26 protein-coding genes are annotated in these 22644 nt (G+C 47.0%); 14 read left to right on the top strand and 12 right to left on the bottom strand.

All coding sequences use genetic code 11. The features are described 5' to 3' along the window. The first annotated feature begins 12 nt into the window (after positions 1 to 12). The 3 genes from motD to A7981_RS11225 all read left to right on the top strand — a co-directional run bounded on the left by motD (position 13) and on the right by A7981_RS11225 (position 4020). Positions 13 to 819, top strand: coding sequence for a flagellar motor protein MotD (gene motD / locus A7981_RS11235; RefSeq protein ID WP_174545165.1), 807 nt, complete (start codon positions 13 to 15; stop codon positions 817 to 819). Positions 820 to 966: 147 nt separating this feature from the next. Beyond that, positions 967 to 1995, top strand: coding sequence for a Gfo/Idh/MocA family protein (locus A7981_RS11230; protein WP_067268213.1), 1029 nt, complete (start codon positions 967 to 969; stop codon positions 1993 to 1995). 297 nt (positions 1996 to 2292) lie between these two features. Continuing rightward, positions 2293 to 4020: a sensor domain-containing diguanylate cyclase gene (locus A7981_RS11225; RefSeq protein WP_067268210.1), complete on the top strand. Its 1728-nt coding sequence runs from the start codon at positions 2293 to 2295 to the stop codon at positions 4018 to 4020. Positions 4021 to 4138: 118 nt separating this feature from the next. On the opposite strand, the gene A7981_RS11220 is transcribed toward A7981_RS11225, so the two are convergent. The 3 genes from A7981_RS11220 to flgA form a co-directional block, all read right to left on the bottom strand. Further along, on the bottom strand, positions 4139 to 4597 hold the full coding sequence (locus tag A7981_RS11220) for a flagella synthesis protein FlgN (RefSeq protein WP_067268207.1): 459 nt from the start codon (positions 4595 to 4597) through the stop codon (positions 4139 to 4141). A 19-nt stretch (positions 4598 to 4616) separates the two neighbouring features. Then, positions 4617 to 4925, bottom strand: coding sequence for a flagellar biosynthesis anti-sigma factor FlgM (gene flgM, locus A7981_RS11215; protein WP_067268204.1), 309 nt, complete (start codon positions 4923 to 4925; stop codon positions 4617 to 4619). Positions 4926 to 5048: 123 nt separating this feature from the next. After that, the gene (gene flgA / locus A7981_RS11210; protein WP_067268201.1) at positions 5049 to 5780 is read right to left on the bottom strand and encodes a flagellar basal body P-ring formation chaperone FlgA; all 732 of its coding nucleotides are present in this window, start codon (positions 5778 to 5780) and stop codon (positions 5049 to 5051) included. Positions 5781 to 5996: 216 nt separating this feature from the next. On the opposite strand from flgA, the gene flgB reads away from it, so the two are divergent. The 11 genes from flgB to flgL all read left to right on the top strand — a co-directional run bounded on the left by flgB (position 5997) and on the right by flgL (position 16286). Then, on the top strand, positions 5997 to 6413 hold the full coding sequence (gene flgB / locus A7981_RS11205) for a flagellar basal body rod protein FlgB (protein ID WP_067268198.1): 417 nt from the start codon (positions 5997 to 5999) through the stop codon (positions 6411 to 6413). A gap of 37 nt (positions 6414 to 6450) precedes the next feature. Further along, complete coding sequence (gene flgC, locus A7981_RS11200) at positions 6451 to 6858, top strand: flagellar basal body rod protein FlgC (protein WP_067268195.1); 408 nt, start codon at positions 6451 to 6453, stop codon at positions 6856 to 6858. 42 nt (positions 6859 to 6900) lie between these two features. Beyond that, complete coding sequence (locus tag A7981_RS11195) at positions 6901 to 7569, top strand: flagellar hook assembly protein FlgD (RefSeq protein WP_067268193.1); 669 nt, start codon at positions 6901 to 6903, stop codon at positions 7567 to 7569. A 37-nt stretch (positions 7570 to 7606) separates the two neighbouring features. Then, entirely contained in the window at positions 7607 to 8815 is a 1209-nt protein-coding gene (gene flgE, locus A7981_RS11190) for a flagellar hook protein FlgE (protein WP_067268190.1), read from the top strand. Between the two features lie 37 nt (positions 8816 to 8852). Beyond that, on the top strand, positions 8853 to 9596 hold the full coding sequence (flgF, locus tag A7981_RS11185; protein ID WP_067268187.1) for a flagellar basal-body rod protein FlgF: 744 nt from the start codon (positions 8853 to 8855) through the stop codon (positions 9594 to 9596). Between the two features lie 74 nt (positions 9597 to 9670). Further along, positions 9671 to 10453: a flagellar basal-body rod protein FlgG gene (gene flgG, locus A7981_RS11180; RefSeq protein ID WP_067268185.1), complete on the top strand. Its 783-nt coding sequence runs from the start codon at positions 9671 to 9673 to the stop codon at positions 10451 to 10453. Between the two features lie 63 nt (positions 10454 to 10516). Further along, the gene (locus tag A7981_RS11175) at positions 10517 to 11248 is read left to right on the top strand and encodes a flagellar basal body L-ring protein FlgH (RefSeq protein ID WP_254258564.1); all 732 of its coding nucleotides are present in this window, start codon (positions 10517 to 10519) and stop codon (positions 11246 to 11248) included. A 79-nt stretch (positions 11249 to 11327) separates the two neighbouring features. Then, positions 11328 to 12386, top strand: coding sequence for a flagellar basal body P-ring protein FlgI (locus A7981_RS11170; protein ID WP_371440365.1), 1059 nt, complete (start codon positions 11328 to 11330; stop codon positions 12384 to 12386). 12 nt (positions 12387 to 12398) lie between these two features. Next, positions 12399 to 13313, top strand: coding sequence for a flagellar assembly peptidoglycan hydrolase FlgJ (gene flgJ, locus A7981_RS11165; RefSeq protein ID WP_067268182.1), 915 nt, complete (start codon positions 12399 to 12401; stop codon positions 13311 to 13313). Between the two features lie 98 nt (positions 13314 to 13411). Beyond that, positions 13412 to 15343: a flagellar hook-associated protein FlgK gene (gene flgK / locus A7981_RS11160; RefSeq protein ID WP_067268180.1), complete on the top strand. Its 1932-nt coding sequence runs from the start codon at positions 13412 to 13414 to the stop codon at positions 15341 to 15343. Positions 15344 to 15371: 28 nt separating this feature from the next. Further along, the gene (gene flgL / locus A7981_RS11155; RefSeq protein WP_067268178.1) at positions 15372 to 16286 is read left to right on the top strand and encodes a flagellar hook-associated protein FlgL; all 915 of its coding nucleotides are present in this window, start codon (positions 15372 to 15374) and stop codon (positions 16284 to 16286) included. 20 nt (positions 16287 to 16306) lie between these two features. On the opposite strand, the gene fliR is transcribed toward flgL, so the two are convergent. From fliR to fliJ, 9 genes are all read right to left on the bottom strand, one after another. Then, the gene (fliR, locus tag A7981_RS11150) at positions 16307 to 17104 is read right to left on the bottom strand and encodes a flagellar biosynthetic protein FliR (protein ID WP_067268176.1); all 798 of its coding nucleotides are present in this window, start codon (positions 17102 to 17104) and stop codon (positions 16307 to 16309) included. A gap of 48 nt (positions 17105 to 17152) precedes the next feature. Then, positions 17153 to 17425 (bottom strand): flagellar biosynthesis protein FliQ, encoded by a 273-nt coding sequence (gene fliQ / locus A7981_RS11145; RefSeq protein ID WP_067268174.1) that lies wholly within the window; start codon positions 17423 to 17425, stop codon positions 17153 to 17155. A gap of 11 nt (positions 17426 to 17436) precedes the next feature. Beyond that, complete coding sequence (fliP, locus tag A7981_RS11140; protein ID WP_217234109.1) at positions 17437 to 18144, bottom strand: flagellar type III secretion system pore protein FliP; 708 nt, start codon at positions 18142 to 18144, stop codon at positions 17437 to 17439. A gap of 43 nt (positions 18145 to 18187) precedes the next feature. Beyond that, the gene (gene fliO / locus A7981_RS11135) at positions 18188 to 18664 is read right to left on the bottom strand and encodes a flagellar biosynthetic protein FliO (protein ID WP_082889305.1); all 477 of its coding nucleotides are present in this window, start codon (positions 18662 to 18664) and stop codon (positions 18188 to 18190) included. Between the two features lie 49 nt (positions 18665 to 18713). Beyond that, complete coding sequence (gene fliN / locus A7981_RS11130; RefSeq protein WP_067268170.1) at positions 18714 to 19160, bottom strand: flagellar motor switch protein FliN; 447 nt, start codon at positions 19158 to 19160, stop codon at positions 18714 to 18716. Beyond that, positions 19144 to 20154, bottom strand: a complete 1011-nt coding sequence (fliM, locus tag A7981_RS11125; protein WP_067268168.1) for a flagellar motor switch protein FliM — start codon at positions 20152 to 20154, stop codon at positions 19144 to 19146. Before fliM ends, fliN begins: the two co-directional genes overlap by 17 nt. A 9-nt stretch (positions 20155 to 20163) precedes the next feature. Then, positions 20164 to 20658 carry a flagellar basal body-associated protein FliL gene (fliL, locus tag A7981_RS11120; RefSeq protein WP_067268166.1) on the bottom strand — a complete coding sequence of 165 codons (495 nt, stop codon included), beginning with the start codon at positions 20656 to 20658 and terminating at the stop codon, positions 20164 to 20166. Positions 20659 to 20843: 185 nt separating this feature from the next. Further along, positions 20844 to 22139 (bottom strand): flagellar hook-length control protein FliK, encoded by a 1296-nt coding sequence (locus A7981_RS11115; protein WP_067268164.1) that lies wholly within the window; start codon positions 22137 to 22139, stop codon positions 20844 to 20846. A 32-nt stretch (positions 22140 to 22171) separates the two neighbouring features. Beyond that, positions 22172 to 22618 (bottom strand): flagellar export protein FliJ, encoded by a 447-nt coding sequence (fliJ, locus tag A7981_RS11110; protein WP_067268162.1) that lies wholly within the window; start codon positions 22616 to 22618, stop codon positions 22172 to 22174. Between the last annotated feature and the right edge of the window lie 26 nt (positions 22619 to 22644).

The raw sequence follows: 22644 nt of genomic DNA, 5'->3' as shown, positions 1-22644 counted from the left end.
ATAGCGCCCATCATGATACGTAGAAGGCCGCATGAGGAAGAACACGAGAACCATGAACGATGGTTGGTCTCCTATGCAGATTTCATCACCCTGCTCTTTGCGTTCTTCGTGGTCATGTATGCCATATCATCCGTCAACCAAGGCAAATACAATCAACTGACCTCCTCCTTAGGTAGCGCATTCAGTGGTGACATCTCACCGCGCATCGGTCAGCAAGTAAATGGCAGTGAAGGTTCCACTCGCAAGAACACGCATCGCGCATCTATCATCCAGCCGATCAATCTAAGTCAATTACGCAGCGAGAAGATGATTAAGGAGCGCGAGTCTATGGCGGCGATGGCCATGAAGCTTTCTAACTCACTTAGCCCTTTAATCAGTCAGGGCAAGATACGTATGGTGCAAAACAATCGCGGTATTCGTATAGACATCCACGACAGCCTACTGTTTTCCCCGGGATCTGCGACGCTATCTCCAGCGGCTAGCGGCCCTTTAGGAGAAATCGCTGAGTCGTTAAAAACGAACAGCAATCTGATACAGATTGAGGGACATACAGATAATCAACCTATTCATAATGATCAGTTCTTTTCTAATTGGGAGCTTTCAGCCCTACGCGCCACTAGCCTCGTTAGATCATTCAGCGCGTCTGGGTTAGATGAAAGCCGCCTGAGTGCTGCCGGCTTTGGTTCGGCTCAACCAATCAGCGATAACTCCACACTTGAAGGCCGCGCAAAAAATCGCCGTGTCTCCATCATGATTTTGTATAGCAATGCCGCGCAAGATAGTGCTGAAAACTCAGAGATCACCCCTGATAAACGTTGAACCAATTATTTATCTCATCCTCTTTACAGTTAGTTAGCTATCTAGCTAATAAAAATCAGTACCTAACACGTAGAACGAAACAGCACCCATACTAAAACTAGCGCGTAGTCTCTAGAGAATAAAAATAATCTGCAAAAAAGGATCACCATGCCAGATAACAAAAATACAAGACTGCATTGGGGCATACTCGGCGCGGCCCGTGTCAACGAACGACTGTTACCCGCTATCGTTGAAGCAAGCAACTCGAAACTGGTTGCCATTGCAAGCCGTCGCCCGGGTGCGGCAGCTGAAACTTTAAACAAATATGCGCCGCAATTATCTGACGTTAAAACCTATGACACACTTGAAGCACTATTAGATGATGCCAATGTACAAGCGGTTTACATTCCTCTTTCGAATCATGAGCATGGCGAATGGGCATTAAAAGCGATTGCAAAAGGCAAACACGTGTTGATAGAAAAACCTTTAGCGATCACGGTTGCCGATGTTGAAGCCATCGAAATCGCGGCAAAAAAACATCAGGTAAAAGTAATGGAAGGCTTTATGTATCGCTTTCATCCACAACATACACGCGTTAAAGAGATCATCGCTTCAGGCATCATCGGCGAAGTACGCTATGCAAAAGCCAGTTACTCATTCATGATGCGCCCAGCTCGCATGTATCGCCTCGCTAACGATACAGACCTTGGCGGAGGCGCCATGTGGGATGTCGGGCCTTACGCTATACACACATTACGTCATTGTTTTGATGAAACCCCAGTCAGCGTTTCTGCAATGGCAAAATATGCTGAAACTGGTGCTGATATCGCCACCAGCGGCATGATTGATTTTGGCAATGGCAAACGTGGCCACTTTGATATCAGCTTTGAGTGCAGTCGCCAATCCGAATACACCATCATTGGCACCAAAGGCGGCGTTAAATGCCATACCGTATGGCAATTACCTGGCACAAATGATGTACCTGTCATTAGTTGGTGGTCAGAAGATGGGAAGAAAGGTGAAGAGCAATATCCCGCATCCAACCACTTCAATCTTGAGATAGAGCATTTCAGTGATTGTGTTTTAAACGATAAAACACCAAAGCTCACTCTAGATGATGCAAAGACCAACTGCAAAGTCATTGTCGCAACGCTTAAAGCAGCAAGCAGTGGGCAAACCGTTAAAATCGCTGAGTGATTTTTTCTGATCTATAGCAAGGTAATCTGGCGAAATTCGGCTTCTATAAACAAGCTTGAGCATGTCGCCATCAAATAAAGCACCGCGCCTGTGAGCTCAGTCACACTTTATATTTGTTTTTCTTATTATAATCATTATATTATATCCATAACGACGATATAGCTTAGTGAAACCATAAAAGATAACTGTGGTGGATATATTGAATAAATTGCCATGCTTGATTAGGGGAAATGGCAAATTCGGAAAGGCAAGTATTTTATACCGCTCTTTACTATGCCTGATGTTTGCCAACTATAGATGAGCAAAAACGCGTACCTCTTGCCTATCGACCACTTGCCGGTTGTGATCGTCTTTACTGACGCGCAAACCGGTATGATTTGTTTCGCCAATCAATACGCCATCAAAACCTTTGGCCTCTCACTAGAAGCGCTCACTAAGACAAGCCTTGTTGAACTGTTGCAACTTCAGAACAGCCAAAACACGAAAATCCACTTACCGCTTTCTGCAACGCAGCTTCATGAAAACATATTCCAGATAAAGGCAGCGCACCAAGATAGTCATATCTGGGTAGAAGTGCATGCGGACGATATTGAGTATGAAGACAGGAATTGCATCTGCGTATCTTTGAAAGAGCTCAGCGAAGGCCAGCTCATGCTCTCAGAGTTCACGCAAACGAACACGCTTTACCAGAACCTCATGCGCATCTCCCCCAATGCTGCGTTTATCACGGATACGCAGGGAAAGATCATTTTTTGCTCGCCGCATAGCCATACGCTTTTTAGCTATCACCATCAGGATGAGCTACTGAATACGCGTATCTTTGACCTGTTAGTTCCGAATGAAGTTACGCGCGCACGCCAGCAGTTTGCAAGCGCGCTGGAAGGCATGAATACTGGCGTACAAGAATACATCGCGATCAATAAAGCAGGTGCGACTTTCTGGCTAGAGCTCAGTGTCGGTGTTATAAAACAGCCGAACCAACCGCCAAAATCCATTTTGCTGGTCGGTCGTGATATCAGCTATCGTAAAAAGATAGAAGCAGACCTTCAAACACAGGAAACGCATTATCGCACCCTGATCGAAAGTGCCCGTAGCGTCATCCTGCATATGAGCCCCGATGGCCACTTACTCTTCGTGAATAAATATGCAGAAGAATTCTTTGGCTATGGGCCGGGCGAGCTGATTGGTCAACATGTGGTCGGCACTATCGTGCCTGAAACAGAAAGCATGACCAATCGTGACCTGCGGCAAATGATCATCGATATATTTCAGGATACGCAGAACTACCGCATCAACATTAACGAAAACATGCTGAAAAATGGTCGCCGTGTATGGATTGCATGGTCTAACGGTGCTATCTATGATAATCAGGGTAGGCTGGTTGAGATATGCTCTGTAGGTAATGATGTAACCGACCACCGTCAGGCAAAACTGGAACTTGAAGCCACACATCAACAGCTTCAACTGCAGTATCAGGAGATCCATGCATTACAGGATAAGTTACGAGAGCAGGCCACGCGGGACCCACTAACCAACTTATTCAACCGGCGGTATCTGGAAGAAACATTATTAAGAGAGCTTGCCCGTTGTTTGCGTGAAAAAATACCGCTGGCCATTGTGATGATCGATATCGACTTCTTTAAACAGATTAACGATAGCTATGGGCATGAGGCTGGCGACTTGATCCTTCAACAAGCAGCTACACTTCTACAACATAACACCCGAAATGAAGACGTTGTCTGTCGTTATGGAGGAGAAGAGTTTATTGCCGTCTTGCCTGGCGCTTCCATTGAAAAAGCACAAGAGCGCGCTGAATTCTGGCGGGTGGCGTTCGAGAAACTAATATTCACATCCAAGGGTATTACACACGGCGCCACGCTATCTTGCGGTGTTTCGGCTTATCCCCAGCACACCGATGACCCTGATGAGTTGATCAAACTGGCAGACGATGCGTTGTACTATGCAAAATCCCATGGTCGCAATCAGGTCGCATTGCCGCATAGCAAGCTTAAACAAACAACCTGATTGCCTGCTCATCAACATGGTTCAATAAAAAAGCCGCTCATTGCGGCTTTTTACATACATGACTTATCTTGATTTCATCTTATTCAATTTAGCTTACTAGGCGAATTACCTTAATGCCCTAAACCTGCAAACCACCACGCAGTTGCGATTGGGATGTCACATGACCATCCGGGCCATAGAATTGGCTACCGGTATTTACATTTTGCAAGACATTAAGCTTGGCGCGGTTGTTATTGAAATGCTTGCTAATCAGGACACCATTCACCCGGTTCATTTCTTTAGCTTGGGTTAATGTCTTCTGAAAGTTTGACCACGCCAGATCGATCTGCGCGTCTTTTTGTTTGGCGATCCAAGCAGTCATGCCTGCTTCGCTAGCCTCAAAATTTTGCATGGCCAACATTTGGTAGCGGCTTTTTGCCACATCATTGATTTTTTGCAACAGGACAGCTTTTTCTTCTAACAACTCTTCGATCACATCAATATCAACACGCACAAGGTTAGTTTGCTCGCGCGCCAATATTGCCACCAATGCATCAGCCAATTCGATATCTTTTTTAAAGAGGATAGGTTGGCTCATGATGGATTTACTTTCGTATCTAATTGGTGACTAATAAATCTTTAACACTGTTAATCAGGCCATCTGCGACTTTTTCGGAGTTCACAGTGAACTGCCCACTAGAGATTGCCGACTTAATCGCATCGACCTTCTCTGCATCGAAAACACTCGATGTAGCCACTTTTGCTTCAAGCGATTGTAGCTGCGAGGATAATGGCGAAAGTGTAACGCTTTCAGCACTGCCAGAAGATGAAGATACAGGCGCTACAACACTTTTGCTTGTCGTAGATGTTTCTGGCTTCTCAACTGTTAAGCTCGCTGCCTTTGAAACTGAGTCATTTATTTTCATGGTCATTATTCCTCACACTAAATGGTTTCTTGCTTTATTCGCAATCATATAGGCCTTATCGGCATGATTAATTAAAACTTTAACATCTAATTTAAGTTTTAGACGCGAATTTATCAAAGTAGTTTAAAAGCTGACTTCGATCTGCCCACCACTTCGTGCAATACCACTGATTACCTGACCATTTGCTACTTTTGCTTTTACCACTTGACCATCACTTGCAGTGGTTAATGCCATAGCATCGGCACTAATCTGAAAACCTTTACCCACTGTTGTGATTACCACTTTTTGTCCCTGCTGAATCACCGGGGGCAATTTCAACATTTCCAACCGCAAAACCGTGCCCGCATTTAATGACACATTGACGATACGGCCTACTGCCTGCGATGGATCAGTGAAAACGCCTGGCGGCAACTGCGATAGATCACCACTTTCAAACATGAAATCATGATCGCTAATCGTGCGGCCTTGCATGAGGGGTGCTGCTGCCACCAAATATTGAGACATCACACTCACATTCGCTTGGACATAGACCAGCCAATTGGGTGACGTGCATCGTACACCAACGCTGGTTTTGCCCCAGGCACGGCTACCGGGTGGAAGAAAAGTCTCCATTGCCGGGCAATTCGCAAGCCTGAGATTGTTGTCGAGATGTCCAGAAGTGATGGTCACTTTACCGGGATAGCCCATGCTCTGACTGGTAAGAAAATCTTCGACTTTCTTTTTCACCAAACTGAGGTTTTGTATCTGATTGATTGCCGGATCAACCTCTGCGTAGGCATCAAGCATGGTCGTTAATCCAAGAGAGAGCCCTATCAATAGGACAGCTGTCTTTTTAAAGGGTTGCACGATTCTCATGTTGAGCTCCATTACTTGCAGGAAATATTCAACACGTATTCTACGAGTGCATTTGAATAGCCAAGTGCAGAAAAGGATGGGATTTACCCTTTTTCTCTCAGGATTGAATGTTTCTTTTTAATCCTAAACTCTGCCTCATCATAGTTTAATAACGGCAGCAATGGACTTTTCTTTAGCACGCAATGTTAAGCCCATTTTTTAACGGAGGTACACAAATTGGATAAATTAGATGCAGCATTTAATTTCAACCAATCCGTTTTAAGGGTTCGTTCGCAGAGGCAAGAGATACTTGCCGCTAACATTGCGAATGCAGATACGCCCAAGTATAAAGCACGCGATATTGATTTTAAAGCGTCATTAGAAGCAGCTTTATCGGGCAATTCATCATCGATATCAACCACCAAGACATCACAACAACATCTGGATGGCGAGGAAGGTAGTGCGGGTGCGCCAACAGGATTGCCTGACTCTCCATTATTCAGGCCAACCATGCAAGGCAGTATTGATGGCAATACAGTAGATATGGATGTTGAGCGTAACCAGTTTACTGATAACGCGATTCGGTATGAAGCGAGCCTGAATATGATCAACGGACAGATCAAAAAAATGCTGGCCGCGATTCAGGGTCAATAATTGAAATGCATGCCTAAGTAAAAGTTAGGAGAGATCAATGTCTTTATTCAATGTATTTAATATTTCCGGCTCGGCGATGAGTGCCCAGTCACAACGCCTGAATACTGTAGCCAGTAATCTGGCTAACGTGGACAGTGCCACCAGCGCGAATGGTCAGCCTTATAAATCAAAGCAGGTGGTTTTTAGCGCCGTACCTATCAGTGGTCAAGGCGTGAGTGGGGTCAAGGTAGACAAGGTCATCGAAGATACCTCCCCTGCTCGTGTGGTGTATGACCCCAAGCACCCTAAAGCAGATGAAAAAGGCTACGTTACGATGCCTAATGTCAATGCCACAGAAGAGATGGTGAACATGATCTCTGCTTCTCGCGCTTACCAGAATAACGTTGAAACGATGAATGCCGCAAAAACGCTATTGTTGAAAACACTGACGATCGGGCAGCAATAAGAGAGTGGCTTCACTCTTTCATATTGAGTAAAGGATATCCAAATGACGACAACTACCGAAGTTTCATCCAATCTACTGTCTACAATGAACGGCACGACATCCAGCACAAAGGCGTCGAGCACGGAAGAGATTCGTAACCAGTTCCTGACACTTCTGATCTCCCAAATGAAGAATCAGGATCCGATGAATCCGATGGATAACGCCGAAGTGACCAGCCAGATGGCGCAGTTATCGACCGTCACAGGGATTAATGACCTGAATGACACCGTGAACACTTTGATGGGCAATGTCTCATCGAGCCAGTATTACCAGGCATCCAGCATGATCGGGCATGGCGTGCTGGTAGCAGGTGACTCTTTATCACTCAGCGATGGCGCAAGCTATTTTGGCGTGAACCTGCCAGTAGGTGCCGACAAACTGACTGTAACCATCAAGGACTCAGCTGGTAATGAGATCAAGAAAATGTCTGTTTCAGGCGTTGAGGCTGGCGTACTGCCGCTAAGCTGGGATGGACTGACAGATAGTGGCACTACAGCGGCAGACGGCAACTACAAATTTGAAGTTAGTGCTACTGTAGGGTCAAGTACTGTGGATGCGAGCGCACTGTCTTATCAGCAAGTCTTAAGTGTTTCAAATACCAGCAGTGGCGTTAAGCTGAATCTCTCCAATCTAACTAGCGTCGGCACTGCCGATGTTGTAGAAATATTTTAATTTTTTTGCAGATACATCTCACCACTAGGAGAAAATCATGGCATTTCAACAAGGGTTAAGCGGTCTTAATGCAGCATCAAAAAGTCTTGATGTGATTGGTAATAACGTAGCGAACTCAAGCACTGTTGGTTTTAAACAGGCGCGTGCTGAGTTTGCTGACGTGTATGCCACAGCCTTGGCTGGCACTGGTGGTTCGAATATCGGCATTGGCACCAAGGTCGCTACCGTACAACAGCTATTTACCCAAGGGAATATCACGACGACATCAAACCCGCTTGATATCGCGATTACCGGCGATGGGTTCTTCCGCGTAAGTACCGATGGTGCGATCACTTATACCCGCAATGGTCAGTTTCAATTAGATAAGACCGGTTATATCGTGAACTCTGCAGGTGCACAGTTAACAGGTTATATGGCAGATACCAGCGGCAACTTGTTAACTGGCACACCTGCCGCAATCCAGATCAATACGGCTGATCTTCAACCGCAAGCGACAACTGGCATTACTGCAGTGGTGAACTTGGATTCCCGTGAAGCTGCTATCGCGACTGCATTTGATGCTAACGACCCAGACACATATAACAAGGTAATTCCAACGACTATCTATGACAGCCAAGGTAATGATCATACCTTGATGAGTTACTTCACCAAGACTGGTGACAACACATGGGATGTACGTACCACCGTAGATGGCGGCACAACACCAGTGGCAGGGCCAACAACCATCACATTCAGCAGCGCTGGGATTATCTCGGGAACACCGACCCAAGCCATCAACTTCACACCTGCTGGTGGTAGCGCGGCCATGACCGTATCGCTAAACCTAGCTGGCAGTACGCAATTTGGTTCTGATTTCGGCATCAATGCGCAATCTCAGGATGGTTACGCTTCAGGCAAACTCGCAAGCTTTGGCACAGCATCTGATGGCACGATCATCGGTCGTTACACAAATGGTCAGGCTAAAACCTTAGGTCAAGTCGTGTTGGCAAAATTCGCCAACCCTAACGGCTTGCAAAATCTGGGCAATAACCAATGGGCAGAAACGCCTGACTCAGGTTTAGCTGTCGTAGGTACCGCAGGTACTGGCGGCTTGGGTATCTTGCAGTCATCAGCACTTGAAGAGTCTAACGTCGACCTGACATCTGAACTCGTGAACATGATCACTGCGCAACGCTTCTATCAAGCCAATGCGCAGACCATTAAGACACAGGATCAGGTGCTACAGACATTGGTTAACTTGCGTTAATTAATTTAGTAGGCTGGATCAGTAAAGGAGGTACGGTATGGATCGCGTCATTTACACTGGTATGTCAGGTGCAAAACAGATCTTTGAACAACAGGCAACGACGACCCATAATCTGGCCAACGTTTCCACGACGGGGTTCAAGGCACAGGTCGATTCATTCCGTGCAGTCCCGATTCAAGGCCCAGGCCTACCGACGCGCACTTTTGTGGTCGATACGACAGTCACTGCCGACTTCAAACCCGGCCCTATCCAGCAGACCAATCGCGATCTCGATTTAGCCATTGAGGGCAAGGGTTGGTTAGCTGTGCGGAGAGCAGATGGCAGCGAGGCTTATACCCGTAATGGCTCACTGAAAATCAGTGAAAATGGGCTACTGCAGACAGAAAATGGCTTAAGTGTATTAAGTGAAAGTGGCGGCCCTATCAGCATTCCGCCTGATGTCAGGATTGCGATCGGTAAAGATGGCACGATCTCATCGATGCAGAGCCTCACGGCACCGGGGCCGACCAATATCGTTGATCGTCTTAAACTGGTAAATCCTTCAGAGTCTAATCTTGTACGTGGCGGCGATGGGCTTTTTGAGACAGCAGATAAATCCAATGTATTACCTGATGCCACTGTCCGCGTAGTCAATGGAGCGCTAGAAGGTAGTAACGTCAATGTGATCGATGCGATGGTCAATATGATCGACCTCGCACGCCAATTCGATACCCACATGAAGTTATTGCAGAACGCTGAGAATAACGATAGTAAAGCAACGCAGATCTTGAGTTTAAGTTAAGCCCATGTGTAATAGCATAACCATGAGCAACACCAATTGGCTTTAAACCGCTAATTTAATGAGAGGAAACGAACATGATTCGCTCACTTTGGATATCCAAAACCGGACTTGATGCACAACAGACCCAGATGGACGTGATCGCCAATAACTTGGCAAACGTCAGCACAAATGGGTTTAAACGTTCACGCGCCGTGTTCGAAGACCTGCTCTACCAGAACATTCGTCAACCTGGGGCGCAATCATCCCAGCAGACACAATTACCTTCAGGCTTGCAGCTAGGCACAGGTGTACGCCCTGTGGCAACCGAACGCATATTTTCCCAAGGCAATCTGCAACAGACATCGAACAGCAAGGATGTGGCGATTCAGGGTGATGGCTTCTTTCAGGTATTGCTACCTGACGGTACAACGGCATATACCCGCGATGGCGCATTTCAGACCGATAATCAGGGTCAATTAGTGACTTCAAGCGGTTTTACTGTGCAACCTGCAATTACCATTCCTAACAATGCACTATCACTGACTGTGGGTCGTGACGGTACGGTGTCTATCACGCAACCGGGCTCGGCCAATGCAGTACAGATAGGTACGATCCAGCTTGCAACGTTTATCAACCCGGCCGGCTTGCTTTCAAAAGGCGAGAACATGTTCGTTGAGACTTCAGCTTCTGGTACACCAACAACCAATACACCTGGTGCCAATGGTGCTGGCCTCTTATCACAAGGCTATGTAGAAACTTCGAACGTGAACGTGGTGGAAGAGCTGGTCAATATGATCCAAACCCAACGCGCTTACGAAATGAACAGTAAAGCCATCACAACATCCGACCAGATGTTGCAGAAACTTTCGCAGATGTAGTTTGAGTATTGTTTAACCATGCTATTACCAATGCTAAAGCACGCTGAAAGATTCAAGGAGACTATGATGATTCAGGTTGAGATGATCAAGACTGGGGTGATGAAGATTGGCACCAGGCTAACATTATCATCTATCCGCCAATCACTGGTACGTCTACTTGTGGCAGGCAATTTGCTGGTATTAAGTGCTTGCGCTATCACGCCAACATCTATCGTTCAACCAGATCGCACAACAAAACCAGCCGTGCCTACAAACGTCAGTTACAACAGTGGCGGCATATACAGTCCGGCAACTTTCCGCCCGATGCTGGAAGACCGCCGCGCACGTTTGGTTGGCGATTCCATCACGATCAATCTGGTTGAGAATACATCAGCGACTAAATCAAATGGCGCATCGGCTACAAAAGATGGCTCTGTTGCCAGTGGTATCAGCGCCTCTTTAGGCAGCCCTGTACCAAGAGCGACATTTGGTGCGACTTCAGCCACTTCATATGAAGACAAAGCCGCAGCAAACTCCAGTAATGTATTCAGCGGTTCGATCACGGTGACGGTTCTAGATGTATTACCTAATGGCTACATGGTCGTCGCTGGCGAGAAACAAGTCGGCCTTGATAAAGGTACCGAGTTCGTACGTTTTTCTGGTGTGGTAAACCCTGACAGCGTAGCGGCAGGCAATGTCGTGCCTTCAACCAAGGTTTCCGATGCACGCATCGAATATAGAACCAACTCGAAAATAGATGCCGCACAAGTCGCCTCCATCCTGACGCGTTTCTTCCTAAGCTTGGCTCCGTTGTAAAAGGACAAAGATCATGGTCAATATGTTAACTTTTAATCCTTTACTCAAGCGCTTAACAACAGCCATGATGCTAAGCATCATGGTGATTGGTAGTGCACATGCCGAGCGCCTTAAAGACTTGGCTTCGATCCAAGGGGTACGTTCTAACCAATTGGTAGGTTACGGCTTGGTTGTCGGTCTTGATGGCACAGGCGACCAGACCACACAAACACCCTTCACCGTGCAAAGTATTATCAGCATGATGCAGCAGATGGGGATCAATATCCCTATCGGAACTAACCTGCAATTAAAGAACGTAGCTGCCGTGATGGTAACTGCATCCCTGCCCGCCTTTTCGCAGCCTGGGCAAAACTTGGATGTCACCGTTTCATCGATGGGTAATGCTAAAAGCCTGCGCGGCGGCACCTTGGTAATGACACCACTTAAAGGTGCGGATAATCAGGTCTATGCGATGGCACAAGGTAACCTAGTGGTAGGTGGTGTAGGTGCCTCAGCAAACGGCAGCCAAACACAGATCAACCATCTGGGCGTAGGGCGCATATCTTCAGGCGCTACTGTCGAACGTGCGGTACCGAGCACACTCAACCTTAGCGACACCATCAGCCTTGAGCTGAAAGAGTCTGATTTCTCCACAGCGAACATCGTGGCGGATGCGATCAACAAAAAATTCGGCACCAGCATCGCAGCAGCACAAGATGCACGCGTCATCAAGGTAATGGCACCAGCCAACCTGAGCCGGGTCTCATTTTTAGCATCGCTTGAAACGATTGATGTGAACCCTGCCCCGGGTTACGCAAAGATCATTCTCAATGCGCGCACAGGCTCTGTAGTCATGAACCAATCTGTAACGCTTGAAGATTGTGCGGTCTCTCACGGCAATCTATCCGTTGTGATCAATACTGCGCCTGTCATCAGTCAGCCTGGCGCACTATCTGGTGGGCAGACCGTGGTTGCAGCGCGCTCTGAAATTACGATAGAAAAAGAACCGGGCAAAGTATTAAAAGTGGATGGTGGTGCTTCACTCTCTGATGTGATCAAAGCCTTGAATGCCATCGGCGCTACACCGCAAGATCTGCTGGCGATTCTGCAAGCCATGAAAGCTGCAGGGTCTCTACGTGCAGATCTGGAAGTCATCTAAGCGAGCACGGCCATGGTGAACTCAGCTGATCTTTCCGGGAAATTAGCAATCGATGCCAACGGGCTTAATAACCTGAAATTGGCAGCAAAAGATAACTCGCCTGAAGCCATCAAGGCCGTCGCAAAGCAGTTCGAATCTATCTTCGTGAACATGATGATGAAAAGCATGCGGGATGCTACCCCGCAAGATGGTGAATTCGATAACGAGCAAACACGCACTTTCACTGCGATGCTGGACCAGCAGCTCAGCCAATCGATGTCATCGAAAGGCATAGGACTTGCTGAAGTCTTGACCAGACAGTTAAGTGGCTATACCCCAAAGTCTCAGGACTCATTAGAGCAAGCGGTCAATAACCTGAAGTTCTCACAGAATGATGGCTACTACTACAAGAACCCGTATGCGGCTGGTGGGGTAACGGCAGATAGTGACGCCATTGCATCATCAAGTAAAAATAGCGCTGATAGCAGCGCCTCGCCTACAGCATTCCAGAACACGATGTCTTCTCACGCAGAGGAAGCCAGCAAGACAACAGGCATCCCTGCCAGCTTCATGTTAGGTCAGGCTGCCCTCGAAAGTGGTTGGGGAAAACGTGAGATCAAAGGTAGCAATGGCGAGCAAAGCTATAACCTCTTTGGCATAAAAGCGACCGGCAATTGGACAGGCAAAGTAGTCGAAGCCACCACCACTGAATACGTGAATGGCGTAAAACAGACCAAGGTCGAGAAATTCCGCGCTTATGATTCATACGCGGATTCATTCAAGGACTTTGCGAACCTGATGCAAAATAATCCGCGCTATGCAAATGTCATGAATAATCTGCAAAACCCAAATGGATATGCACAGGCGATACAAGATGCAGGCTATGCGACCGACCCTAACTATGCAAGCAAACTATCACGTGTCATCCAGAAAGTGTCTTCTGCCTGACACATAGGCTTTAAAGTTTTCGCTAATTTTGTCGTCAACCTAAAGTAATAGGTGATGCGAGAAAGAAACAAAGTGGTTTATCCGAAACGGGCAACGTTATGTCGAACATTCTAAATATAGGCAAGACAGCACTCGCCGCCGCACAGGCAGGGATAAACACGACAGGAAACAATATCGCGAATGCATCGACCCCTGGATACTCCAGACAAACGACGATTCAGGCATCGGCTTTAGCGATCAATTATGGGTATGGTTATGTGGGTCAAGGGGTTCAGGTAAGTACGATTACGCGCATCTACAGCGACCTCTTGGCAAAGCAGGTGAATAGCCACCAGTCTACCAGCAGCGAACTGAATACTTACGCGACCCAAATGGCGCAGATCGATGATTTGTTGGCAAACTCATCCGCCAGCCTGACACCCGCGTTAGAAGATTTCTTTGATAGCGTTCAGGACCTATCATCCAGCCCCAGTGATTCGGCATCGCGTCAGGCGTTTCTATCCTCTGCGCAATCACTGACTAGCCGATTCCAGAGCATTGGTGGTCGATTAGCCGAGATGCAAACGGCCGTGAATTCACAGCTCAGTAGCAGCATGACACTGGTAAATTCTTATGCCACCCAGATCGCACAGTTGAATAGCTCAATTGAAAAAGCGATCAATGCCACAGGTCAGCCACCTAATGATTTAATGGATCAGCGTGACAATCTGGTCTCCGAGTTAAGTAAGGAGATCAAAGTCAATGTAGTCACACAAGGCAATAGTTATAACGTTTATGTCAGCAACGGCTTGCCCTTGGTATCTGGTATCAACACTTATTCGTTGACTACCGTACCATCACCGACTGACAGTAGCAGACTTGAGCTCGCTTATCAGACTCCCTCAGGTGGCACATCGCTACTCAATAGCAATAGCATCTCTGGTGGTAATATCGGCGGCATATTGGAATTTCGCAATTCGCTGGATGATGCCCAGAACCGCCTTGGGCAGATCGCTATCGGGCTAGCAAATTCACTCAATACGCAGAACCAGCAAGGGCTTGATGCTAATGGTGATCCTGGCGTGAATATATTCAACCTGCCTGTACCAAAAGTGAATGCCAGTACCAACAACACAGGTTCAGCCACAATCAGCGCCTCGATCACTGATGCATCGGCTATTACCACGAGCGATTACAAACTTAAATATGATGGTGCGAACTACACATTGACCCGCTCGGGTGATGGCCAGACATTCACATTCGCCAGCTTTCCACAAACCATTGATGGCATGAGTGTCGATATTGCCTCCGGCACGATAGGCACTGGTGATACATTCGTGATTCAACCGACAAAGAATGCCGCAAACTCGCTTTCAGTCTCAATGACAGATACAAGCAAGATCGCAGCAGGCGCACCTGCTGTCAGCTCTGCCGCCACAACAACGAATACAGGGAGTGCGTCGATAGGCACTGCATCCGTCAGCAGTACCTATGCAGCAAGCCCCCTCGCCTCACCATTAACACTTACCTACAATAGTGGCACGACATCACTTTCGGGCTTCCCTGCATCGCAGGCAGTCACAGTAACAGTGGGTTCAACCAGTACTGTATACCCTGCCGGTAGCACTATTCCTTACACCAGTGGCGCTAGCTATAGCGTCGCAGGCGTGAGCTTTCAGATGAGTGGCACACCAGCCAATGGTGACACGTTCACCCTGACAGCCAATACCACGACGGCAGCTGGTGATAATCGCAATGCACTCTTGATGTCAGGCTTGCAAACAGCAAACACGATCGATGGCAATACCAGCTATGAAGGTGCTTTCTCTAAGCTAGTCAGTACCGTTGGCAATAAGACACGTGAACTACAGATCACAGGTGAAGCCGCCAGCACGCTGGTTGCACAATCGGTTTCGGCACAGCAATCATTGTCGGGTGTGAATCTAGATGAAGAAGCAACGAATCTTCTACGTTATCAACAGGCGTATCAGGCAGCAGGTAAAATGATGCAGATCGCCAGTGAATTGTTTGATTCGATATTAGCCATTTAACACATTGAGCACATAAGGAATCAAGATCATGCGCATCAGTACAAACACTATTTATGACTCCGGCATCGCACGGATCAGCAATATTCAGGCGGATCAGGTCAAACTGCAAGAACAGATCGCCACAATGAAGAGAATCAATAAGCCCTCGGATGACCCTGTTGGCTCAGCCCGCGTGGTCGAGCTGACACAAGCGCAAAGCATCAACTCCCAATATAAAGACAATCGCAGCAATGCAACTGCTCAGTTAAACACTGTCGAAGGTGCACTTTCAAGCATCAGTGACGTAATACTTTCAGTACAATCCAACATCGTTGGCGCAGGCAATGCCGTATTATCCAACCAACAACGCGGTGACTTGGCAACACAAATCCAAAGCTCGCTAAGCCAGCTTGTTGCATTGGCGAATAGCAAAGACGCTTCAAGCAATTACCTGTTTGCAGGTTTCAATATCAAGACAGCCCCTTATGTAGAGACCGCAACGGGCGCAACCTACACGGGGGATGATGGCACACATCTAGTACAGGTAGACAGTAGCCGCCAGATTGCCATTAACGAAACGGGCTCAAGCATCTTTCAAGCGAATGGCAATGACATTTTCGCGTCATTAAAAAGCTTGGTTACCTTACTCCAGACGCCTGTGGTAACAGATGCTGACCGTGATGCATTAAGTACCGGACTTGGCACGCTCAATGCCAGTGTTGCAGGGTCACTGGATAACGTAGTCACTGCACGCGCGTCTGTCGGCACTAAATTGCAAGAACTGGAAGCCTTAGATACAGCAGGCTCAGAGAAAGATATCCAGTACCAAGCAACGCTTTCGAATATTCAGGATCTGGATTATACGAAAGCCCTCTCTGACCTGACTAAACAAAAAACGGTACTTGATGCCGCCATGCAATCATTTACGATGACTACAGGACTCTCACTATTCAGCATGTTGTAATCCATGCCTAGCCAGAAATATTATTTAGGTAATGGCGTTGCTGAAGGCATCCCGACACTATTCATCGTGATAATGCCTTCCTGAATGATATGCTGAATCGGCTGCAACATGCCTGGCAAGGTAAACGCAATCACAATAAACCCCATACTAATCGTAATGGGGAAACCAATACCAAAAATATTCAGCTGTGGCGCTGTTCTGGTTAATACGCCCAGCGCCATATTGGCGATTAACAAAGCAGCCACTGCCGGTAAAGCCAAAAGCAGCCCGGCACTAAAGACCTTTTCACCCCAAAGCGCGATCTTCATGTAATTCAGCCCACCACCTACATCCGTGGAAATAGGAATGGTGACAAAACTATTTGCCACCGCTGAAATAATCAGCAAATGCCCATCAATACTCAAAAATACCAACATGGCGAATAGCATCAGAAACTGACTGATCGCATTACTCTGCCCTTGTGATTGCGGGTCAAAAAAGGTGGCAAAACCCAAGCCCATTGTCATACCGATCAACTGCCCTGCCATTTCAACAGCAGAAAAAACAATACGCATACTCAAGCCAATGGCAGCACCTATAAGTATCTGCTGCGCCAGAATCAACAAGCCTTGTAGAGAAATAATATCGAAATGTGGCATTGGCGGCAGCATAGGCATCGTTGCCAACGTGATCAATACTCCGACACCCGCCTGAACACGTGTGGGAATAGCACCGTGACTAAAAATCGGGGAGGCAGCAATCATGGCAAGCACTCTTGCCAGCGGCCATAGCAAACCGATGACCCAAGCATTCAGTACATCACTGCTAATTGAGATCATCGGCAAATACTAGAGTGGGAATCTAAAGTTGGAAATAACTGAGGCTAACTAGCCCGCTGCCATCATTGGGACGCTAGTGAATACAAGCCGCATGTAATCTGTCATGGTGGTCAACATCCAAGGGCCTGCGATCACCAGCACGACAAATACGCCGATAAGTTTGGGAATAAATGAGAGCGTTGCTTCATTGATTTGAGTGGCGGCCTGAAAGATACTGACAATCAGGCCGATCAACAATACGACGATCAGCATTGGAGCCGCTACCATCAATGTCACTTCCATCGCTTGGTGACCAAGCGTCATCACACCTTCTGGCGTCATTTATGCTCTCCTCAATAGAAACTTTGTACGAGTGAACCCAGCAGCAACTGCCAGCCATCCACTAATACGAATAACATCAGCTTAAATGGCAAGGCCACGATGGCTGGCGATACCATCATCATCCCCATGGCCATCAGCACACTGGCAACAACCATATCAATAATCAGAAACGGGATGAAGATTGCAAAACCGATCTGGAACGCCGTCTTGAGCTCGCTCGTCATAAAGGCTGGTACCAGTACACGGAGCGGTATCTGATCAGCATTCTCGATAGGTTTGGTCTGTGCCATCTTTAGGAATAGTGCCAGATCACCTTCACGCGTCTGCTTGAGCATGAATGTTTTTAGCGGCGCAACACCTTTATCCATGGCCTCTTGCATCGTGATCTTGTTCTCGGAAAGCGGCTGGTAGGCATCTGTATATATCTTGTCAAAAACCGGGCTCATCACAAAAAGAGTGAGAAATAATGCTAGGCCAATCAACACCTGATTCGGCGGAGATGACTGTGTACCCAATGCTTGTCTCAATAAAGACAGCACGATGATGATACGTGTAAAACTTGTCATCATCAGTAATGCCGAAGGCAGGAACGATAAAGCTGTCAGCAGAATCAATGTTTGCAAGCTAAGCGTATAGTTCTGCCCGCCACCCGCTGCCGGAGTCGCATTTACGAGCGGCATACCGGCATCTGCAGCATTTGCCATAAAAGGCACAAACATCAGCAAACCGATGATTAAGCCAAAGATAGAAACCCTGAATAATTTATTTGGCGATTTTTCCATCAGATTTCTCAATTGATTTCTTCAACCATTTTGCAAATGGATGGGTGCTCAAGGGATGTGTCGTATCGGTCACTTCGATATCTTCTATGGCAAACGCCCCAGGCTCTATATTCGCAATCGCATTCACGCTCCCTGGCGCTACACCCACAACAACCCAGCGATCCGCTATCTGGATGACGACTACGCGCTCGCGTGTGCCCACACTCACACCACCGATGACTTTGGCAACTGAGCTTTGGCCCTGTGCCATAGGCATCATACGTTTGAATATCCAAGCGATTGCCGCCATGATACCTAGTACGATAATCAGCCCGAATACCATTTTAAATGCACTGGTGGTTGGTGATGGCATCGCTGCATCTGCAGCATATGCCTGTGTCTGTGTCTGTAGAAATGAAAAAAATACGAAGATGACCCAGCTCTTAAGCGCCTTGTTCGTTTTAAGCCAACGATGCATACAACCCGCTTTCACTCATCATTTATTGGAATTGTTACCGATTGGTCTGTTACTTGTTAATTTTGCGGATGCGCTCTGCGGGCGTGATGATATCAGTCAGGCGAATACCAAACTTATCATTCACCACAACCACCTCACCTTGTGCGATCAAGCAGCCATTTACCAAGACATCCATCGGTTCGCCCGCCATACCATCCAGCTCAACCACGGAGCCTTGTGCTAATTGCAACAGGTTCTTGATCGCGATTTTGGTACGTCCAAGCTCAACGGTAAGCTGCACGGGGATATCCAGAATGAAATCAATATCATTCTGTGTTTCGCCTAACTTGTTCTTTGCTGAAAACTCAGTAAACACAGGCGCTTGTTCTGTTTTAGTCTGTAAGGCAGACTCAGATGACTGCTGCTCAGCCATTGCTGCGCCCCAATCGTCTTCAGCCACTTCAGTTGCGGCTTCAGGGGCTTCTGTAGCCTCAAGATCTTCAGGATTGATCGCCATTTGGTTCTCCTTTAATGTATTCCGAAGAGTTCGCTCTTAATAGCTTCTCAACGCGTAATGCATATTGCCCGTTAAACATGCCGTATTTGCACTGCATGACTGGTACACCATCTACTTTAGCTTCGATCTCATCCTTGATAGAAAGCGGGATCACATCACCCACTTTCATATTAAGCACGTCACCTAATTGCATATTGGTCTGAGCTAGGTCAGCCACCAATTTCACTTCCGCAGATTGTATCTGCTGTGTCATCAGCTTCACCCAACGTTTATCGACACCCAACACTTCGCCCTGCAAGCTAGACGTCAATACGTCACGTACAGGTTCGATCATCGAGTATGGGAAGCAGAAATGAATCTCTCCCGTTGTAGCCCCCAACTCAACACTGAAAGTAGTCGCAATCACTACTTCATTAGGGGTGGCAATATTGGCAAACTGGGTATTCATCTCTGAACGGATATATTCAAACTTGACCGGATACACAGGCTCCCATGATTTCTCATAGTTCTCTAATACGATAGCCAGCACGCGCTGGATGATACGCTGCTCTGTCTGCGTAAAGTCACGCCCTTCAACCCGCGTATGGAAACGTCCATCACCACCAAAGAGACCATCAACCACTGAAAACACGAGAGATGGATCAAAGACGATCAGCGCCGTCCCTCGCATCGGTTGCATTTGCACCAAGTTAAGATTAGTCGGCACAACAAGATTGCGGATGAACTCGCTGTATTTAGAGATACGGACAGGGCCTACAGAAATTTCCACATTGCGACGGAGGAAGTTAAAGAGCCCAATACGTAACAGCCTGGCAAACCGCTCATTGATGATTTCCAGCGTCGGCATACGCCCACGTACGATGCGCTCTTGCGTCGCAAGGTTGTATGAGCGAACAGCCGCAGGATCAATCTCAGGCTGAACTTCATCCTGATCGCCGCCGACACCTTTAAGTAGCGCATCGACTTCGTCTTGAGATAAAAAGTTATCAGCCATGGTCAGGTTTTATTGAACAACAAAAGAAGTAAAGAAGACACCATCAACTTCTTGAGGTTTAGCACCTTGAGAAAATGGTTCTTTTAGCTGAGCGATGATCTCGTCCGACAATACTTTTTTACCCTCTAGCGAAGTAACTTCACTACTTTTCTTGCTAGATAATAATAATAGAACGCGGTTACGCACTTCTGGCATATGAAGTTTCAACAGTTCAGCTGTCTCATTGTTCGCGACCTTTAAAGTGAGTTCCACTTGCAGATACTGGTCATCAGGATCAGGCTGAAGATTCACGGTAAATGTTTCAAGCGCAAGAAATACTGGGGGTTTAGCAGGTTCTGGCTTGGCTTCAGCCTCTTTATGCGGTGCAGCATGTTGTTGTGAAAGGAAATACCATGCACCCGCAGCCCCACCGCCGCCGATGATCAGCACGAGGAGCAAAATAATAATTAACTTCTTACTGCTTGATTTCTTTTTTGGACTTTCTTCGTCGAAATCTTGTGCCATCTTATAACCCCTAAAAACACTTCTGATGTATGGAACAGCTATATTATCAAAAAAATAGCCTTCCGCAGATGTGTTGAACAAAAGGGATAAAATGGGTCAAATCTAAGCTTGAAAACGATTTGCAGCAAGAATGCGGTTAGACATTCCTTATGTAAGAAAAATATCTAACCGCATAAGGAAATATATCAGGCGAAAGTATCTACCAAACCGTTACTTACTCGACTGACAGTTGGTATATGAGCGACGGCGCTTTCTTGCACACCGCTATCGCCAGCCAAACGTTCAGAACGGGCTTTTGCCATTTGCTCAAACTCTTTCTGCTGGCTTCCCGAACCAATATTAGTTTGCCCCAGATTGATTCCCGACTGGTTCATCATGTCACGCAGGTTAGACAGCCCATCTTCCAGAGCTTTGCGCACCTCGGAATTATCCGAGATAAAAGTAGCATCCGCTTGATCGTTATGCACATGGATCACCACTTGCAGCGGGCCAAGATCAGGCGGGTTCAAGGTCAGGGTGGCAGATTGTTCAGCAGCGCCTACCATCCAAACCACTTTTTGACCAATCGCCTGATCCCAACCGGTTTTACCGGGTGGCGTACTAATCACATTCGAGCTTGCTGCCTGCGCTACCTGAAGCTGGCTTGTTTGTTGTGTGGCTTGCGGCACAGGCGCTTGAATTGCTGAAGTTAAGGCAGCATCTTTTGCCACTGATTCTTTAGCACCCGCCATCAGCTTGTTCGTTTGTGCATCCGTGGCATCAGCCACTTTAGCCGCATTCGGCAATATACTATCAACCCACTCGGAGAGATCAGCAGCATGCTCAGAAGATTTACCTGAGACAGCAATATCTTTCGCATCGCCAGCCTTTTTATGTTGCGCGAGTTCGGCACGTAGATCAGCATCTAAGGCACTGCGTTTCTGTGCGGTGATATCAGCGGCTGCATTCCCTGTTTTTATCTCGCTCACACTTGTCGATTCTACTTGCGGGGTAATCGGCACGATTGGCGCCGCAATAACAGTAGCGGCATCAGCGGTCAACGCAGGTACATCTTCTACCGGAACATCTTTGGCATCTGCGACGATTGCTGTTTTTTTAGTGTCAACATCGGCTTTATCTTGCGTTATGGAAAGCGCTTGATCCTTGATATTGCTATCAACAATCTCTTTAGCTTTTTCAGAAACAGGTTCAGCTGATGGGGCTGAAGCAGTGGTTGTTTTGACGTTGGTATCACCAGCATTGACTATTTTCTTCGCCACTTGCTGTTCAGCCAAACGTGATTTTTCATCGATTCTTGCTTGCGCAGCACGTGTTTGATCGGTCTGCGCCTGTTTATTTCTCACTTGCGTTGAAAGCAACTCTTTAAAAGAAGCGCCCTCGTTCGCAGATGCATTCGCCGAGCTTTTATCGGGGTTGCTAACGGCTGATGGAACAGTCTGCGCAGGATTACTTTGTGAAATCAATAATGATAAGTTTTGCATGATCCAGTCACCTATTCTCAATACATTCAAGATTAACGATTAAATTTATTCATCCGCATTGCGTGTTCATCCATCATCTTCTGGTCTTGCTTCAACTGCTGCTGGTGCGCACGTTTATCTGATCGGTCAGCCAGCACTTCATAAGACAACTTTTTCTTTTGGCACTCTTGCCAAATCTCACGCTGCGCGTTGACTTGGTAACGTGAAGAGTCAACGACATCTTGCTGCCCCAGAATAGCCTGATCGAGCTTTCTTAAAAAACTCTGATAATTCTGGTAAGCATCTGCACTAAAGCCTGAAACAAGAATCCCATCCAGCTTTTTGACGTAATCGCCACGATATTCATTCAACATATCAAGCTTGCTATTTGCATCTTTCAATAATTGATTAGCGGCTGCAAGTTTTTCCGCAGCAGCATCGACCTCTTTTGAGGCTATTTCTTTTAATGTTGTTAGTACCACTGATTGCTGTGTTGCCATGTGATCTCTCCTCCAATCAGTACTTC

Source organism: Methylovorus sp. MM2, assembly GCF_001648895.1.
GTDB lineage: Bacteria > Pseudomonadota > Gammaproteobacteria > Burkholderiales > Methylophilaceae > MM1.
This window is presented reverse-complemented; position numbering and strand designations above follow the sequence as displayed.